This is a genomic window from Pseudoduganella sp. jia 12 (assembly GCF_055502675.1).
Genome location: NZ_JBUXKP010000016.1, coordinates 1 through 16,123, shown reverse-complemented (window position 1 = coordinate 16,123; position 16,123 = coordinate 1). Strand labels below are relative to the sequence as shown.

The 16,123-nt window shown below is 62.7% G+C and carries 15 protein-coding genes and 1 pseudogene; 7 read left to right on the top strand and 9 right to left on the bottom strand.

Annotation, left to right across the window (positions count from 1 at the left end):
- The first annotated feature begins 653 nt into the window (after positions 1-653).
- Entirely contained in the window at positions 654-977 is a 324-nt protein-coding gene (locus ACY65G_RS27365; protein ID WP_465000434.1) for a hypothetical protein, read from the top strand.
- 154 nt (positions 978-1,131) lie between these two features.
- Here the strand turns inward: ACY65G_RS27365 and ACY65G_RS27360 are convergent, their stop codons facing one another.
- On the bottom strand, positions 1,132-2,076 hold the full coding sequence (locus ACY65G_RS27360; protein WP_465000433.1) for an alpha/beta hydrolase: 945 nt from the start codon (positions 2,074-2,076) through the stop codon (positions 1,132-1,134).
- A gap of 169 nt (positions 2,077-2,245) precedes the next feature.
- Here ACY65G_RS27360 and aspS point away from each other — a divergent pair, with 169 nt between their 5' ends.
- Entirely contained in the window at positions 2,246-4,051 is a 1,806-nt protein-coding gene (gene aspS, locus ACY65G_RS27355) for an aspartate--tRNA ligase (RefSeq protein WP_465000514.1), read from the top strand.
- 72 nt (positions 4,052-4,123) lie between these two features.
- Here aspS and ACY65G_RS27350 read toward each other — a convergent pair whose 3' ends face one another.
- The 6 genes from ACY65G_RS27350 to ACY65G_RS27325 form a co-directional block, all read right to left on the bottom strand.
- Entirely contained in the window at positions 4,124-5,005 is an 882-nt protein-coding gene (locus ACY65G_RS27350) for a hypothetical protein (protein WP_465000432.1), read from the bottom strand.
- A gap of 33 nt (positions 5,006-5,038) precedes the next feature.
- Positions 5,039-5,464: a hypothetical protein gene (locus ACY65G_RS27345; protein ID WP_465000431.1), complete on the bottom strand. Its 426-nt coding sequence runs from the start codon at positions 5,462-5,464 to the stop codon at positions 5,039-5,041.
- Positions 5,458-5,874: an alpha/beta hydrolase gene (locus ACY65G_RS27340; protein WP_465000430.1), complete on the bottom strand. Its 417-nt coding sequence runs from the start codon at positions 5,872-5,874 to the stop codon at positions 5,458-5,460. Before ACY65G_RS27340 ends, ACY65G_RS27345 begins: the two co-directional genes overlap by 7 nt.
- 283 nt (positions 5,875-6,157) lie before the next feature.
- Positions 6,158-6,898 carry an LrgB family protein gene (locus ACY65G_RS27335; protein WP_465000429.1) on the bottom strand — a complete coding sequence of 247 codons (741 nt, stop codon included), beginning with the start codon at positions 6,896-6,898 and terminating at the stop codon, positions 6,158-6,160.
- Entirely contained in the window at positions 6,891-7,238 is a 348-nt protein-coding gene (locus ACY65G_RS27330) for a CidA/LrgA family protein (protein ID WP_465000428.1), read from the bottom strand. Before ACY65G_RS27330 ends, ACY65G_RS27335 begins: the two co-directional genes overlap by 8 nt.
- Positions 7,239-7,269: 31 nt before the next feature.
- Positions 7,270-8,205 carry a LysR family transcriptional regulator gene (locus ACY65G_RS27325; protein ID WP_465000427.1) on the bottom strand — a complete coding sequence of 312 codons (936 nt, stop codon included), beginning with the start codon at positions 8,203-8,205 and terminating at the stop codon, positions 7,270-7,272.
- 62 nt (positions 8,206-8,267) lie between these two features.
- On the opposite strand from ACY65G_RS27325, the gene hmgA reads away from it, so the two are divergent.
- The gene (gene hmgA, locus ACY65G_RS27320; protein WP_465000426.1) at positions 8,268-9,578 is read left to right on the top strand and encodes a homogentisate 1,2-dioxygenase; all 1,311 of its coding nucleotides are present in this window, start codon (positions 8,268-8,270) and stop codon (positions 9,576-9,578) included.
- A 9-nt stretch (positions 9,579-9,587) separates the two neighbouring features.
- Complete coding sequence (gene fahA, locus ACY65G_RS27315) at positions 9,588-10,889, top strand: fumarylacetoacetase (RefSeq protein WP_465000425.1); 1,302 nt, start codon at positions 9,588-9,590, stop codon at positions 10,887-10,889.
- Positions 10,890-11,007: 118 nt separating this feature from the next.
- Here fahA and ACY65G_RS27310 read toward each other — a convergent pair whose 3' ends face one another.
- Positions 11,008-12,309, bottom strand: coding sequence for an ATP-binding protein (locus ACY65G_RS27310; RefSeq protein WP_465000424.1), 1,302 nt, complete (start codon positions 12,307-12,309; stop codon positions 11,008-11,010).
- Positions 12,310-12,318: 9 nt separating this feature from the next.
- Entirely contained in the window at positions 12,319-13,005 is a 687-nt protein-coding gene (locus ACY65G_RS27305; protein WP_465000423.1) for a response regulator, read from the bottom strand.
- 172 nt (positions 13,006-13,177) lie between these two features.
- Here ACY65G_RS27305 and ACY65G_RS27300 point away from each other — a divergent pair, with 172 nt between their 5' ends.
- The 3 genes and pseudogenes from ACY65G_RS27300 to ACY65G_RS27290 all read left to right on the top strand — a co-directional run bounded on the left by ACY65G_RS27300 (position 13,178) and on the right by ACY65G_RS27290 (position 16,115).
- Positions 13,178-13,435 (top strand): hypothetical protein, encoded by a 258-nt coding sequence (locus tag ACY65G_RS27300; RefSeq protein ID WP_464977524.1) that lies wholly within the window; start codon positions 13,178-13,180, stop codon positions 13,433-13,435.
- Between the two features lie 90 nt (positions 13,436-13,525).
- Positions 13,526-14,728 (top strand): acyltransferase family protein, encoded by a 1,203-nt coding sequence (locus ACY65G_RS27295; protein ID WP_465000422.1) that lies wholly within the window; start codon positions 13,526-13,528, stop codon positions 14,726-14,728.
- Positions 14,729-14,937: 209 nt separating this feature from the next.
- Positions 14,938-16,115, top strand: a pseudogene (locus tag ACY65G_RS27290) (IS3 family transposase).
- The last annotated feature ends 8 nt before the right edge of the window (positions 16,116-16,123 follow it).

Here is a 16,123-nt window from a genome sequence, read left to right as displayed (position 1 = left end):
AGACAGCTGCTCCTTGTCGCCACCCGTGAACCCGTACTCGGCAAAAACGGCGACCGGGTCCTCGGTCAAACGCTTTCGGAATGCGACGTCGGTGGACGTACGCGCGACGATCTTCGCCCACGCCAGTTTGAATTCTGGTGAATCGTTCACTTCCATGACGACCTCCGTTAGCTCGGCGCCGGCGAACATGTGAAGCATTGATGGGAGCATTGCCGGCAATGCCACAACAATGCTCGGGCCAGAATACGCCTCCTCAAAAATACATAGCAAGCTCGATCGACGATACAGGCGCCTTATTCGCAAGCCGTTGCGAATCTGCCACTGTTAGTTATTTTTATACGGATACTTTTGTAACGCGCAAACATCCATACGCTGGCTATGCAAAACCAAACGTCCTCTTCCGCGAAAAAAAATATGAATGGTGCTCAAACGCGCAAGCGCTCGCCAATTATCGGTCGCTATCAGCGCGGCCGATTTGCCTGTGTGCTGCGCTGATTCACGTGTATAGTAGATTCACGCTTCATCGAGCGCTGCCAGTTGCTGGCCTCCTTCCTGTCCTGCCTTCGCTGGCGATTCCCGTCGGACTTCCAATTCCATCCTCCGCTTGAGGCTCACCCTTTCACCATGCGCCGCCACGCGGCATTGGAGCCGACATGACCGACCTGCCCATCCCCGCCCAAGCCGCCACTGCGCTCGAGGTCACATTCGATGGCAAGTACTACCATTTCCGCGAGTATCGCTATGAGCGCCTGGACGATGCGCTGCGCTATGCCGACGCGCAGCATCGCAAGCCGGACTACAAGGCGGATCCATCCTTCGTGCCCCGGTGGCTGCCCGCGTGGGAACCGGACGCAACCCAGCGTGCGACGATGAGCGACCTGGCAATCGGCTTCGGCGCCGGGCGCTTCAGCGTCGGCCCTTATCACTATGACCGGCTGGAAGACGCGATTGCCTTTGCCCGCCTGCCGAACTCGTGATCACGGGAAAACCAGGTAGCTCAGTGCATTAAAGCAGCAGCTGTTCACCCGCTCCTTCGTCACGATCGTCAACCGCCGCAACCGGCAGACGGGCGAAACGCTGAGCCGCGAACCGTTTTTCGCGATGGCGCACATCGTGGTGCCGCTGCCGGGATCAACGGATCAGGGCCAGCGTCGCTCCTGCGATCAGGGACTGTTCGGCAGCCATCGCGTCGAGAATCTCAAAGTGGTTGATGCCGTCCAGGACATAGGTCCCTGCAAGTCGCCCGGCGGCACGCAGTTCCCGTGCCATCAACATTCCCTGGCGTTTGAACTCGGGGCTCTCGGCGGTACCCCATGCAACGATCGCGGGGCAGCGCACCGTTTGCAGGCGATGCACGGGGCTCAGTTCGCGCAGCTTGTCGGCCGTCAGCCTCAGGTGGCGGTTGCCCGCCGCAAGCACCACAGGCTCCAGGTCGCACAAGCCGCTGAGCAGCAGTCCGCCTTTCAGCAAGCCGGCCGGCGCGCCGAAGCGGGTCCAGTCGGTGCTCAGCATCACGGCGGCCAGGTGCCCGCCGGCCGAATGGCCACCCACATGGATGCGGTCGGGGTCGACGCCGAGGTCACGCGCATGGCGCCACGTCCACAGGATCGCCCGCCGGCATTGCGCCACCATGCCAGGCAGCGTGGTCGCGGGAATGGTGTCGTATTCCGGCGCGATGAAGACTGCGTCGTTCTTCACGAAACCGGGAGCGAGGTACGACACCGACTCCTTCGTGCCCACCCGCCAGTTGCCGCCGTGGATGAAGACCATCGCCGGCGATGCACCCGTGCCGCCCGATGGCGCGAAGACATCGAGCTTTTCCGACGGCTGCGTGCCATAGCTCGCCGTCTTCGGCGGTAACGCCGCACGGATCCGCGCACCGGCGGCGGCCTGCCTGCCAAGCAGTTCGCGCATGTTCGGCGCCCATTTCGCATCGGAATACGCGTCGTCGAGTTCCTGCTGCGAGTACTGGAGATAGGCTTTTTCGCTGCCGCCGCGTGCCGTGGCCGCCGGGGGTGAGAGCAGAAGTCCCGCTGAGAGGAAACTTCCATACCGCATGAATTCCCGCCGCTTCATGTTGCCTCCCGACCGCCCCGCGGGGCAATGACGCATGGCTTTGCATCGAAAGCATCACCGACGCTACTATATCCACATCGGTCTAGCCAGTATATCCGGCACGTTTCCGGTCACGCCGCCCCGGGCGCTACAGTTCAAGGTCCTGTCAACTGGAGCGAAACCGATGATCATGCCGATGCGTACGCATTATTGTGGCCTTGTGACCGAGGCGCTCGTGGGCCGGACTGTCAGTCTGTGCGGCTGGGTACGACGTCGCGAGGATGTCGCTGGCGCCATCCGCATCGAACTGCGCGACCGCGAAGGCATCGTGGTGGTCGTGTGCAGTTCCGCCGAGCCGGAGGCATTCACCGTTGCTGGAGAGGTGCACGAAGCGTACTGCGTGCGTGTCCAGGGTGTCGTGGCTGATCTCCCCCCTCGTACGATTGCGGGCAGCATACAGCCAGGCACCATCGGCGTCGTGTGCCATGAGCTGGAAGTGTTGAATGCTTCCGTGGCGGTGCCCATCCGGTTCGACGACGATCGTCCCTGCGAAGCCAGCCGGCTGGCAAACCGCGTGCTGGACTTGCGGCGTTCGCGGATGCAGGAAAACCTGCGCCTGCGCCACAGGGTAACAATGGAAGTACGCAAGCACCTGGACGCCCTGGGATTCATCGACATCGAAACACCCGTCCTGGCGATGCCGACGCAGGAAGGCGCGCGAGAATACCTGGTGCCCTCCAGGGTCAATGCGGGCCAGTTCTTTGCCATGCCGCAGTCGCCGCAGCTGTTCAAGCAGCTGCTCATGGTCGCAGGCTTCGACCGCTATTACCAGATCGCGAAATGCTTCAGGGACGAGGATCTCTACGCCGATTGCCAGCCCGAGTTCACGCAGGTCGACTGCGAAACCTCCTTCCTGGACGAGCAGGAGATCCGTGACCTCTTCGAAGACATGGTGCGCAGGATCTTCAAGGACACGCTGGATATCGACCTGCCGAACCCTTTCCCGGTCATGGACTTCGCCGAAGCGATGCGCAGGTATGGATCGGACAAGCCGGACCTGCGCGTGAAGCTGGAATTCACGGAAATGACCGACTTGATGAAAGACGCGGGCCTGCACATGTTTTCCGCCGCCGCCAACTTGCCGGACGGCCGCGCGGTGATTCTGCGCGTTCCAGGCGGAGCGGGCATCGGGCAATCCGAGATCGGCGCCCATGCCCGGTTCGTGGCCACTCGAGGCACGACGAACCTTGCCTGCATCCGCGTCGTCGAACGGGGCAAGGGCCGCGCCGGCCTGCACTCACCGATCGTCGAGGACCTGGGCGACGACGTCCTGGCCAGGATTCTTGAACGCACGGGCGCTTGCGACGGCGACCTGCTCTTCCTCGGCGCCGGCAAGGCAAAGGCGGTCAACGAAGCGATCGGCGCCCTGCGCCTGAAAATCGGCCACAGCGAATTCGGCAGGACGAACGGCCTGTTCGAAGACACATGGGCACCGCTGTGGGTCATCGACTTTCCGCTGTTCGACTATGACGAGGCGGACGGACGCTGGGTCGCGACGCACCATCCGTTCACGGCGCCACGGGACGGCCACGAAGCCATGCTGGAAACCGACCCGGGCGCCTGCATCGCCAAGGCCTACGACATGGTGCTGAACGGCTGGGAACTGGGCGGCGGCTCGATCCGCATCCATCGCAAAGAGCTGCAGTCCCGGGTCTTCCGCACCCTCGGTATCGGCGCGGAGGAGGCGCAACGGCGGTTCGGCTTCCTGCTCGATGCGCTGCAGTACGGCGCCCCGCCCCATGGCGGCCTTGCATTCGGCCTGGACCGCATGGTGGCATTGATGACGAAATCCGGGTCGATCCTCGACGTGATCGCCTTTCCGAAGACGCGGCAGTTCCGCGACCTGCTGACGCATGCTCCTGCGGTGGTCGACGAGCAACAGCTGCGGGATTTGCATGTGCGGCTTTCGCCCGGCGAAACCACGGTTACCGGCTGACGGTCGGCGATGGCCGGCTGAACGCTTTACCGCGCTGTTTCGCTGTACCGGAGCCGGCACGGCATTTTCCGTTCACCGGGGCGTGGTCTTGGAGATGGCATCCGCGACGGGCTGCACCTGCGTCATCAGGCCGGCGCGCAGGGCCGGGATGGCACGTGCGATGTCGCCCTCCAGTGCGGAGTACGTGGAATACTCGTTCTTCCACGCACCCGGATTGAATTCAAAGGTTTTATTGCCATAAAACTCCTTGGTCCGGCCATTATAGACAGCCACGCCGACACTGACGCGTACGCGGTAGTTGTTGAGTGGTCCTGGCGCCATGTAGTAAGCCATCGGACTGAACTGGACCAGCAGATCGGCGTCGACCGTCGGGAGATCGCGGTCATCGCGGGTGAGGTAGCCCGGCTGGAGCTTCGTATCGCCGGGCAGCCAGCGGAATCGCACAGGGGAGCTGTTACTGTCTTCGACCAGCGTGACCGTGATTCCCCTGGAAGCAAGGGATGCCTGCAGGGCTTCGCTGTACTCCCTGCGCAGGTCCAGGCCCGGAAGTTGTGCCATGACCAGTCCATGGAACCCTTGGGCCTTGCGCTGCGTTTCCGCGGCAATGCCGTCGATGATTCCCCCGACGACCGATGCACCCACGATCTGTCCTGCCGATACGTTGCTCCCGGCCGCGTTGATGTGCGCCGCGACGGCGACTTCGCCGATGTTGTCGCTCAAGCCGGGAGTGCTTTTTCCGCCGTTCGTATCCGCCAGGATGAAACCATAGTCGGCCAGCGGCATGTAATGGATATCGAGAAAGTACGGGCTGCCGATGACCGCGATATTGCGCATTGCCGGTGGCTGCACGAGTGCCACGGTCCTGGGAGTGGAAAATTTCTCGGACTGGATGCGGGGAGCGCTGCCGCATGCGCTCAGGAACGCGCAAGCCAGTAGTATCGAAAGATATTTCATGATTACATCAAAAATTTCTAAATTGTAATTATATCAGCTCCTTATGCAGCGAATCCGGACTCCTTGTCTGCCAAGACTCAACGCATCATTGCCAGTGTCGCTCCCGCGAGCGGCGACTGTTCCGAAGCCATCGCGTCGAGAATCTTGAAATGGTTGATGCCTTCCAGGACGTACGTCCCGGCAAAGGCGCCCGGCGGCGCGCAGTTCGCGTGCCATCAGCATCCCCTGGCGCTTGAATTCCGGGCTTTGGGCGATGCCCCACGCAACGATCACCGGACAGCGCACCGTTAGCAGGCGATGCACGGGGCTCAGTTCGCGCCGTTCGTTCGCCATCAGCGTCAGGTGGCGGTTGCAGGCCGCGAGCACGACGGGCTCGAGGTCGCACAGACCGCTGAGCACCAGTCCGCCCGTCAACAAGTCGGCGGGCGCGCCGAAGCGGGTCCAGTCGGTGGTCAGCATGACGGCGGCAAGATGCCCTCCGGGCGAACGGCCAGCGACATAAATGCGCTCGGGATCGATGCCAATTCCCGCGCATGATGCCACACCCACAGGATCGCTTGCCGGCATTGCTCCAGCATGCCGGGCAGCGTGGTTGCGGGAATGGTGTCGTATTCCGGCGCGATGAAGACTGCATCGTTCTTAACGAACGCGGGCGCGAGGTAGGACACCGATTCCCTGGTGCCCACCCGCCAGTTCCCGCCATGGATGAATACCATCGCCGCCGACCCGCCTGCGTCACCCGCGGCGCCCACCGGCGAGAACACATCGCGCTTCTCCGACCGCCGAGTACCATAGCTTGCCGTCTTCGGCGCAAACGCTGCCCGTACGCGCGCACCGGCGGCAGCCTGCCGGCCGAGCAGCTCGCGCATGTTCGGCGCCCATTTCGCATCCGATTACGCGTCGTCGAGTTCCTGCTGCGTGTAATGGAGATAGGCTTTTCCGGTGCCGGCATTTGCAGTCGCCGGTGGAGACTGGAGTAGAAGTCCCGCTGGAAGTAAACTCCCGAACCGCATGAAATCGCGCCGCTTCATGTTGCCTCCTCATCGCCCCGCGGGGCACCGCTGCATGGCTTTGCATCGAAAAGGCAGGTTACCGCATTACGACCCGGCGCCCAAACGGTGTCCTCCGTCGGGCTGGCCCTCCTGCTCTTTGCTACGCACCCAGCCACCGCAGCACCAGCGGAATCAACCCCGGCGCCAGCAACGCCGTCACTACCCCGTTCAACCCCATCCCCAGTCCGGCAAACGCCCCCATCTCGGCACTGACCTGGAACGCCCTTGCGGTGCCGATGCCATGCGACGCGACGCCCAGTGCAAAGCCGCGTACTTCGTGCGAATGGATCCTCATCCAGCCGAACAGGAACCTTGCGAAGACGGCGCCGAAGATGCCGGTGCCGATCACCAGCACGGCGGTCAGCGACGGCAGGCCGCCCAGCCGTTCGGAGACGGCCATGGCGATCGGCGTGGTGGCCGACTTCGGCCCGATCGAACGTGCGAGTTCGGCCGTGCCGCCGAGGGCGACGACGATGCAGACGGCGGAAGCGATCGCCGTGACGGACCCGCACACCAGTGCGACGGCGATCGGCACGAAGGTGCGGCGCAGCCGGGGCAGCTGCCGTACCAGCGGCACGGCCAGCGCCACGGTGGCCGGGCCGAGCAGGAAGTGCACGAATTGGGCGCCGGCAAAATAGCGCTCATACGACATGCCCGACAGCCACAATGCCGCGCAGACCAGCGCGATCGCGATCGCCACCGGGTTGGCGAGCGGCGAGAACTTGCACCGCGCATAGATGGCCTGCGCCACCGCGTAGGCGCACAGGGTCAGCGTCAGCCCCAGCAGCGGCGAGGCGGAAAGATAGACCCAGAACGAGCGCAGTTCGGCCAGCTCAAACATCGCGGTCCTTCGGCATGAGGGCACGCAGCACGAGGGCCGTCATCGCCAGCGTCAGCAGCGTGCTGCCCATCAGGCCCGCCAGCAGCGCCAGCCAGTGGCCGCTGCTCGACGATGCCGCCGCCACGATGCCCACGCCGGCCGGCACGAACAGCAGCGACAGGTGGCGCAGCAGTTCGTTGGCATCGGCTTCGATTTTTGCGAGGAGCGCGGGCGAGACGACGAGCGCGGCGAACAGCAGGAGCATGCCGGCGACGGGGCCGGGAATGGGCAGGTGCAGCACGTAGACGATGCCCTCCCCCAGGCACTGGAACAGCAGCAGGATGGTGAAACTGACGAGCATTGGTTTTCCTTTTGTGATGTTTGCGTGCCGGTTATTCCCCGAATGCTTCCGCCACCAGCGTGCGCAGCCAGCGGTTGCCCTCGTCCTGGTTGTAGCGCCGGTGCCAGAACACGTTCGTCTGCAGCGCCGCCAGCCGCAGCGGCGATTTTACATACACGAGGCCGAACGGCGCGGCCGCACGCTCGGCCAGCTTTTGCGGCACCGTCACCACGAGGTCCGTCGTGCTCACGATGTACGGCGCAGCCGAGAAATGGGGCACCGAAAAACCGGCGGACGTGAGGATCCCGGCTTTCTGCAGCGCCGTGTTGATCCGGTCGTACGGGCTTTCCAGCGCCGCCACGACGAGGTGGCGGGCTTCCGTCAGCCGTTTCATCGTCAGCGTTCCGGTGGCCAGCGGGTGGCCGGCGCGCAGCAGCGTCACGTATTCCTGCCGGAACAGGCGCCGCTGGTACAGTGCGCCGGGCGCATCGTCGAACGCGCCGATGGCGAGGTCGATGCGCCCCGCTTCCATCTCGGCCCGCAGGTCCGCGGCGCCCGCCCGCACCGACGCAATCCCGACGCCGGGCGCCACGGTACCGCACAGCTCCACCAGCCGGGGCATGAAGTACACCTCGCCCACGTCCGTCATGGCGATGTTGAAGCGGCGCCGGCTGGCGGCGGGGTCGAACGACTCGGCGGGCGCCAGTGCCTGTTCGAGGTGGGCAAGCGCCGTGGCCACCGGCTCGGCCATGCGCTCGGCGTACGGCGTGGGCTGCATGCCCGCCGCGGTGCGCACGAACAGCTCGTCGCCGGTGGCGCGGCGCAGCCGGGCCAGCGCATTGCTGACCGCGGACTGGGTCAGGCGCAGCCGGCGGGCCGCTGCCGAGATTTGCCGCTCGCGGAACACTTCCTGGAAGACGAGCAGCAGGTTCAGGTCCAGTTCGCGCAGCTCCATCGCACCTCTATTCATCGCGTAAATAAAGCTCATTTTGCCATTCACAATGCAAATGGTCTACAGTGCATGCCACGTAATCACTCACTGGAGACGACGTGAACACGACCGATCTGCATCCGGGTTACCTGTCCGGCTTCGGCAACGAATTCGCCACCGAAGCGCTGCCCGGCGCCCTGCCGCCGCACCGCAACTCGCCACAGCGTGCCCCCTACGGCCTGTATGCCGAGCAGTTGTCCGGCACGGCGTTCACCGCCCCGCGGGCGCACAACCGCCGCAGCTGGCTGTACCGCATCCGGCCTGCCGCCATGCATCAACCGTTCACCCGCATCGACAGCGGCCGCATCGCAAGCCGTTTCGACGAGGTGCCCACGCCGCCGAACCAGCTGCGCTGGGATCCGCTGCCGCTGCCGGACGCTCCGACCGATTTCGTCGACGGCTGGGTCACGATGGCCGGCAACGCCGGCGTGGCGATCCACCTGTATGCCGCCAATGCGCCGATGACGGACCGTTTCTTCTACGACGCCGATGGCGAACTGCTCGTCGTGCCGCAGCAGGGCCGTCTGCACATCGCCACCGAATTCGGCATCGTCGATGTGGAACCGCAGGAAATCGCCGTCATCCCGCGCGGCGTGCGCTTCCAGGTCGCGCTGCCCGACGGCGAGGCGCGCGGCTATATCTGCGAGAACTTCGGCGCGCTGCTGCAGTTGCCCGACCTGGGCGTGATCGGATCGAACGGCCTGGCCAATCCGCGCGATTTCCTCACACCGCAGGCGGCCTACGAAGATCGCGAAGGCGACTTCGAACTGGTGGCGAAATTTTCCGGCAACCTGTGGCGCGCATCGATCGGCCACTCGCCGCTGGACGTCGTGGCGTGGCACGGCAATTACGCGCCTTATAAATACGACCTGCGGCACTTCAATACGATCGGTTCGATCAGCTACGACCACCCTGACCCGTCGATCTTCCTCGTGCTGCAGTCGCCGAGCGACACGGCCGGCGTGGACACGCTGGACTTCGTGATCTTCCCGCCCCGCTGGCTGGCCGCCGAAAACACGTTCCGCCCGCCCTGGTTCCACCGCAACGTGGCCAGCGAGTTCATGGGCCTCATCGCCGGCGAATACGATGCCAAAGCCGAAGGTTTCAGGCCGGGCGGCGGCAGCCTGCACAACTGCATGAGCGGCCATGGCCCCGATGCCGCCACGTTCGAAAAGGCCAGCGCGGCCGATACCAGCAAGCCGCACAAGGTGGATGCGACGATGGCGTTCATGTTCGAGACGCGCGACATCATCCGCCCGACCGCCCACGCCCTGGCGACGCCGCTGCTGCAGTCGAACTACCATGAATGCTGGGCCGGCATCCGCAAGCATTTCAATCCGGCCAGCCCGGCCAACGCAATCGAGGCATAAGGAAGCGCCATGCAAACGAACGAAACACACGATCCGTCGCTGACCAGCTGGGTGGCCTCGGCCAACGATCCCGCCAGCGATTTCCCGATCCAGAACCTGCCGTTCGCCGTGTTCCGCCGCGCCGGCTCCGCCGAGCCCTTCCGCGGCGGCGTGGCGATCGGCGACCAGGTGCTCGACCTGGCCGCGCTGGACCCGGCCACTGTTGGCGAGGAAGCGCGCGCCGCGCTGGCATTGGCGAGCCGCGATACGCTGAACGATTTCATGGGTGCCGGACCGGCCGCGTGGTCGGCGCTGCGCCTGGCCCTCTCGTGGCTGCTGCGCAGCGGCGCGGCGGAGCTGCCGCAGGTGCTGGTGCCGCAGGCCTCGGCCGAATTCACGGTGCCGGCGCGCATCGGCGACTACACCGATTTCTATACGTCGATCCACCACGCCACGAGCGTGGGCCGCCTGTTCCGGCCCGACGAGCCGCTGCTGCCGAACTACAAGTGGGTGCCGATCGGCTACCATGGCCGGGCTTCGTCGATCGGCGTCTCCGGCCAGCGCTTCCCCCGCCCGAAAGGGCAGACGCGCCCGGCCAGCGGCGAAAGCACGCCGCACGTCGGCCCGAGCCGCCGCCTCGACTACGAGCTGGAAGTGGGCATCTTCATCGGCACCGGCAATGCCGACGGCGACACGATCCCCGTCGAGGCGGCCGATGCGCACGTGTTCGGCCTGTGCCTGCTGAACGACTGGTCCGCGCGCGACCTGCAGGCCTGGGAATACCAGCCCCTGGGCCCGTTCCTGGCCAAGAATTTCGCCACGACGATCTCGCCATGGATCGTGACGACGGAGGCCCTGGCGCCCTACCGCGCGCCTTGGCAGCGCGATGCCGCCGACCCGCAACCGTTGCCCTACCTCGATTACCCGGCCCTGCGCGAAACCGGAGCGTTCGACATCGAACTGGAAGTGCTGCTGCAAACGGACACCATGCGCCGCGAGGGACAGGCCCCGGTATCCGTATCGCGCTCGAACTTCCGCGATTCCTACTGGAGCGTGGCGCAGATGGTGGCACACCACACGGTGAACGGCTGCGGCCTGCGCCCGGGCGATCTGCTCGGCTCGGGCACGCAATCGGGCCCGGAACCTGAAAGCGCGGGCTCCCTGCTCGAACTGTCCGGTGGCGGCAAGACGGCGATCGCGCTGCCGAACGGCGAACAGCGCACCTTCCTCGAGGACGGCGACACGGTCGTGCTGCGCGGCCGCGCGGTGCGCCCGGGGCTGCCGCGCATCGGGTTCGGCGAGGCTGCAGGCACCGTGCTGCCGGCACGCTGACTTGGAGCGACTGACAAAACCTTCCGCTTGTCGCAGGAGCAACATCCGCATACACTTTGCAATGCGACAGGCGGCTTTCGGCCAAGAGCTGCCGTTCAGGGGGGCATTTCGACGGGCGTCAGACAGGAAAATGCATGACGAAACGCGCACCGCCCGTCGGAGAATCGCTGGCGGCGATCGTGCCGCCATGCAAGGTCATCGCTTTGGCCGCAATGGCCAGGCCTAGCCCGAAACCGCCGGTCGTGCGATCGCGACTTCGATCCAGGCGGTAGAACGGTTCGAAAATCCTGTCGCGTTCGGCCGCCGGAATGCCGGGGCCGTCGTCATCGATCACGATGTCGATTCCGTCGCCGACTTCCACCGCGCTTAGCCTTACCTGCCGTTCCGCATACTTGGCGGCGTTGCGCAGAACGTTGCCGACGGCGCGGTCGATCAGCCTGGCGTCCGCTTCAATGGCGGCCAGCAGGCGCGGCAAATCGAGCTCGAGTTGCTTGGCACCCAGTTCATGCCGGGCTGCCGAAGCGCAATCGGAAAGCAGCGCGATGAGATCGACCGGGCTTCGCATCAGGGCCTGGGGCTGATCGAGCCGGCCAAGCTGGAGCAATTCGTTGACGAGCTCGTTAAGCTGCGCCAGGTCGCCCTGCATCAATCGGATACGCGACGAAATTCCATCGCCGCCGGTCTGCTTGAGCAGCATCTCGAAACCGAAATCGAGCCGTGTGATCGGCGTGCGAAGCTCGTGCGACACCGAGTGGACTAGCTCCTTCTGGGTGCGCAGCAGGCTTTCGATGCGCGTCGCCATGTCGTTTATGCATTCCGCCAGCGGATACACCGGCGAGCGCTTCGCGATCGCCGCTCGGGCGGCAAGCTGTCCCTCGCCGAACGACCGCGCCGTCTTCGACAGGGAATCGAGTTCCTTCCACAGGTGGCGCGCCCAGAGGGCCATTGGAAGCATCATCAGCAAGGCCAGCGACGTATAGCCGATCGTCACCATCATCGGAACTTGCTTCGGCCCCACCGGATCGAAGCGGATCACGTCGTCTGTCATAGGTTCGCCCGGCGCCGGCGGACGGTGGGCCGGTCCGAAATATGCCTCGGGCGAGATGTTGGCGACCCATTCGCCGTGCTGCAGCCGCGCAATTTTTTCCTGCGACAGATGCGCCTGCGCTTCTTTCATAGGTATTAGGGAGACACGAATGAAGTGCCGGCGCGTGTAATCATCGAAGCGGGCCAGCCACTCCGAAGGCGGTGCCGAGTCAAGGTATTTTCCGAGCAGGAAAATCTCACCCGACGCACGGTCCAGGGCATAGCGTTCCATTTCGGAGGAAAAATGCTGTCGCACTGAATGAGCGACGATGTAGCCGAACACGACCAAGGCGATCGCGGTGAGGAAATAAATACGAAAAAGGATGCGCAACATGCCGGCGCCTTATTTCCAGGCCGACGGGCTAAAGAGATAACCTTCGCCGCGAACCGTCTTGATGCGCTCGGCGGCGGCATCGTCGAACTTGCGCCGCAGCCGGGAAATGGCATTGTCGATGCTGCGGTCAAGTCCGTCGAATTCAATGCCGCGCATGCGGCGCAGGATGTCGTCGCGCGACAGCACATCCCCGGCGGATTCGGCTAGGATCAGCAAGAGCTTGAATTCCGAGCCGGTCATGGCGACCGGCGCATTTCTCCACGCCACGGTGCGGTCCTTTTTCGATATTGTCAGCGAGCCGAACAGCAGCGTTCCGTTTTCGATCTTGATTCCCGGCTGCCGCCGGCGCATCAGCGTACGCAGGCGCGCCAGCAGGATGCGCGGCGGAATCGGCTTGATCACGTAATCGTCGGCGCCCTGCTCGAGGCCCGACACTTCATCGAAGGCATCTTCGCGCGCGGTGAGGATCAGAATGGGCACATCGCTCACTTCGCGCAGCTGGCGGCATACCACCATGCCGTCCAGTCCCGGAAGCATCAGGTCGAGTATGACGATGTCGGGCTGCGATGCACGGAAGCGCTCCAGCACGATATCGCCGCGGGTAACCACTTCTACCTTGAATTCGTAGCTGCCGATGTATTCTCCCACCAGCTCGGCTATCCGCGGATCGTCTTCGACCAGCATCACATCAAACATCGTCTTCCCCTGTGCATTTACTTTGGATTCTAGCGCACGAATTCCGTAATGCTGACGGCTGCGACGTTTCCGTACGCACCGATACAGAAGCGTGACAATTCCCCCACGCTGTTGTGTATGACGCCGGTTCCGCTCATCCTAAGATGCCTTGGTCTGAACAAGGAGGGAAAAAATGACATTGAAGATCATTGCGTTAGGAACTTCGCTGGGCGTCGACGCCCAATTCGCCGACGCCGCCGCACCCGACAAACCCGTGCCCAAATCGACTGCCGAAGTGAAGCGGGCTGTCAAGAGAATCCTCCGGGACAGGCATTTTCGAGGGGGCGCCGTCTTCAGGAACGGTGAAGTTGACTGGCAGGGCGACCTCCGCATGGCCGACGTCGCCGCCGGACACCGAGGGCACCCTGTTCCGCATCGGTTCGATCTCTAAGGGCTTCGTCGAGCTGGCATGCAAACGGGATTAAAATCATGCATGGGTGGTAACAGGCGCTAAAACTATTAATTTTTTTTGATCGTCCATATGAAAACCAATTCCATAAACGAAGATCGCTTCCACTCCCTAGATGCAGTCCGTGCCTGTGCGCTCCTTGGCGGCATTCTGCTGCACGCGCTCATGTCTTACATGCCGGGTTTTCGGGAAGCCAATTGGCCGCTTTCCGACAATTCCACGAATGCCGGGTTGGGGGTCCTTTACTTCGTCATCCATCTTTTTCGGATGTCGTTGTTCTTTCTTATTGCCGGGTTCTTCGCGCGCCTTCTTCAACAACGTTTGGGGACAAAAGGCCTGATAAAAAACAGGTTGAGGCGCCTCGGATTGCCACTAATTGCCTTTTATTTTCTGGTCCTTCCGTTTGCTTTCATCGCTTTTATCTGGGGAATGCGGCAACTCGGTATACCAGGTGCCGGGAAGAATGCTGCTTTTCCACCCGTCATCGGCCCGCCGGTACCCTGGTTTCATTTGTGGTTCCTTTACCTGTTGCTGTTCATATGCTTGCTGGTGGTGGCGATGCGAGCGCTGGTAATACGTCTCGATACGGGCGGTACGCTTAGCTCCACCGTCAGCCGACTGCTCGGCTGCGCGTTCAGCCTCCGTATTGCGCCGGTATTGCTGGGTGCGCCGGTCGCTGTATCGATGTTCCTTTCTCCGTGGTGGGTGCAATGGAACGGGGTACCCTCGCCGATCGTGGGACTCGTGCCTAACTTTCCTGGTTTGCTTGCGTACGGCACGGCATTTCTCGTTGGGTGGTTTGTGCAGCGCGAACAGGAGAATTTGCGCATTCTTGCGTCGGATTGGCATTTGTATGCGTTGGGGGCGGTAGCAGGCACCTCCGTCGCCCTGTATGTTGTCGGCATTACGCCGAAGTTCGGAATTGTCGAACTCAGCAGCGTAGAGCGCGCAGTCTATGCAGGTGCGTACATGTTCGCCCAATGGTGCGGAATGTTTGCTGTCATTGGATTGGCTGTGCGCTACCTTCAGGCCCCGAGCGCACTTTGGCGCTACCTCGCAGATGCATCGTACTGGATGTACCTGGTCCATTTCCCCATCGTCCTGCTGTTGCAGGCGTGGATGTTGCGTTGGCCGTTGCACTGGTCAATAAAGCTTTCGATGGTTCTTGTGATCACCAGTGTTCTGCTTTTCACAAGCTATCACTACCTGGTACGGTCAACCTTTATGGGTGTGTTCCTCAACGGGCGAAAGTATCCTCGTGTTCCCGGCAACTGAAGCTATTCAAGATTCATGTGTCTAAGGGCAGTACACCTTGGTATGCATACTGTTTAAATGATTTAACACATTAATCGATAGCGTCATGCAAGCGTACCCGTCCTCTTGGCCGTGAACGTCTGCTTCGGCTCGGCAGCCGCCTGTCGTGTAGTGGTCTAATGTCCCCGGACACCTCGATAGGTGGATAATTCACCTTCGAAGGAGTTTACATGATCAGGCAGCGCCGCAATTTCGATCCCAGCTTCAAGCTGGAGGTCGTCCGAATGATCACAGAACAAGGCCTTAGCATTTCGCACGTCAGCCAGACGATGGACATTGGCGTGAGTTCGATCCGTCGGTGGATGGAGCAATACGGTGCCGAGCAAAATGGCCAGCCAGGTATCGGCAAGCCATTGACGGCTGAGCAGCAGCGTATTCGTCAGCTGGAGCAGGAAAACCGTCAGCTTCGTAGCGATGTAGACGTTTTAAAAAAGGCATCGGCCTTCTTTGCCCGCGAGCTCAAGTGAGCTACCGGCTCGTCGACGAGCTGCAAACGAAGGCCGTACCTGTTGCACAAACATGCCGTCTACTGGGCGTGAGCCGGGCCGGATTTTATGAAGCCAAGCGCCGCGCCGTTGCACCGATCTTTTGCCAAGCGAGCGTGCATCTGCGTGCCGCGTTCATGGGCAGCGGTCAAAGTTACGGCAGCCGCCGCCTGGTTACGGCGCTGGCAAATAGCGGCCTGCAGATCGGGCGTTACAAGGTACGCCGGCTGATGCAAGAAGCCAGCCTGAAGCCAGTCTGGAAGCGCAAGTTCGTGCACACGACCGATAGCAAGCATGCCTTGCCGATTGCGCCGAACGTGCTTGCCAGGCAGTTCAACCCGCCAGCGCCGAATCTGGCTTATGTGTCCGATATCACGTATATCCGCACTGGCGCCGGCTGGCTGTACTTGGCTATCGTGCTCGACCTATTCTCGCGCAGAGTCGTGGGCTGGGCGATGGCGCCGAGCATGCCGGCTACCTTGGTCTGCGATGCCTTACGCATGGCGATCCAGGCACGCCGGCCAGTTTAGGGATTAATCGTTCATTCAGACCGCGGCAGCCAATATGCGAGTGAGCAGTACCAGACCCTGCTGAGTGCACATAGCTTCGTCTGCAGCATGAGCCGTAAGGGCAATTGCTGGGATAACGCGGTTGCTGAACGATTTTTCCTGAACCTGAAGATGGAGCGCGTCTGGCAGCGCAATTACGCGAACCATGCAGAGGCCAAGCTTGACGTGGCTGATTACATTGCCGGCTTTTATAACAGCGAGCGCCTGAATTCTGTATTGGGCAATCTGCCGCCCAGCGTCTACGAACGCAAAATGGCAGAGAAAGAACTTATCGTCGTGTCCGGGATTACTTGACCACTACA

What these genes read in the sequence shown, in the direction of transcription:
- aspS (WP_465000514.1), top strand. Translation starts at nt 2,246, where the DNA reads ATGCCGATGCGTACGCATTATTGTGGCCTTGTGACCGAGGCGCTCGTG.
- ACY65G_RS27335 (WP_465000429.1), bottom strand. Translation starts at nt 6,898, where the DNA reads ATGTTTGAGCTGGCCGAACTGCGCTCGTTCTGGGTCTATCTTTCCGCC.
- ACY65G_RS27300 (WP_464977524.1), top strand. Translation starts at nt 13,178, where the DNA reads ATGACATTGAAGATCATTGCGTTAGGAACTTCGCTGGGCGTCGACGCC.
- ACY65G_RS27345 (WP_465000431.1), bottom strand. Translation starts at nt 5,464, where the DNA reads ATGCTGACCACCGACTGGACCCGCTTCGGCGCGCCCGCCGACTTGTTG.
- ACY65G_RS27350 (WP_465000432.1), bottom strand. Translation starts at nt 5,005, where the DNA reads ATGAAATATCTTTCGATACTACTGGCTTGCGCGTTCCTGAGCGCATGC.
- ACY65G_RS27305 (WP_465000423.1), bottom strand. Translation starts at nt 13,005, where the DNA reads ATGTTTGATGTGATGCTGGTCGAAGACGATCCGCGGATAGCCGAGCTG.
- ACY65G_RS27310 (WP_465000424.1), bottom strand. Translation starts at nt 12,309, where the DNA reads ATGTTGCGCATCCTTTTTCGTATTTATTTCCTCACCGCGATCGCCTTG.
- ACY65G_RS27330 (WP_465000428.1), bottom strand. Translation starts at nt 7,238, where the DNA reads ATGCTCGTCAGTTTCACCATCCTGCTGCTGTTCCAGTGCCTGGGGGAG.
- ACY65G_RS27365 (WP_465000434.1), top strand. Translation starts at nt 654, where the DNA reads ATGACCGACCTGCCCATCCCCGCCCAAGCCGCCACTGCGCTCGAGGTC.
- ACY65G_RS27360 (WP_465000433.1), bottom strand. Translation starts at nt 2,076, where the DNA reads ATGAAGCGGCGGGAATTCATGCGGTATGGAAGTTTCCTCTCAGCGGGA.
- ACY65G_RS27295 (WP_465000422.1), top strand. Translation starts at nt 13,526, where the DNA reads ATGAAAACCAATTCCATAAACGAAGATCGCTTCCACTCCCTAGATGCA.
- ACY65G_RS27340 (WP_465000430.1), bottom strand. Translation starts at nt 5,874, where the DNA reads ATGCGCGAGCTGCTCGGCCGGCAGGCTGCCGCCGGTGCGCGCGTACGG.
- fahA (WP_465000425.1), top strand. Translation starts at nt 9,588, where the DNA reads ATGCAAACGAACGAAACACACGATCCGTCGCTGACCAGCTGGGTGGCC.
- ACY65G_RS27325 (WP_465000427.1), bottom strand. Translation starts at nt 8,205, where the DNA reads ATGAGCTTTATTTACGCGATGAATAGAGGTGCGATGGAGCTGCGCGAA.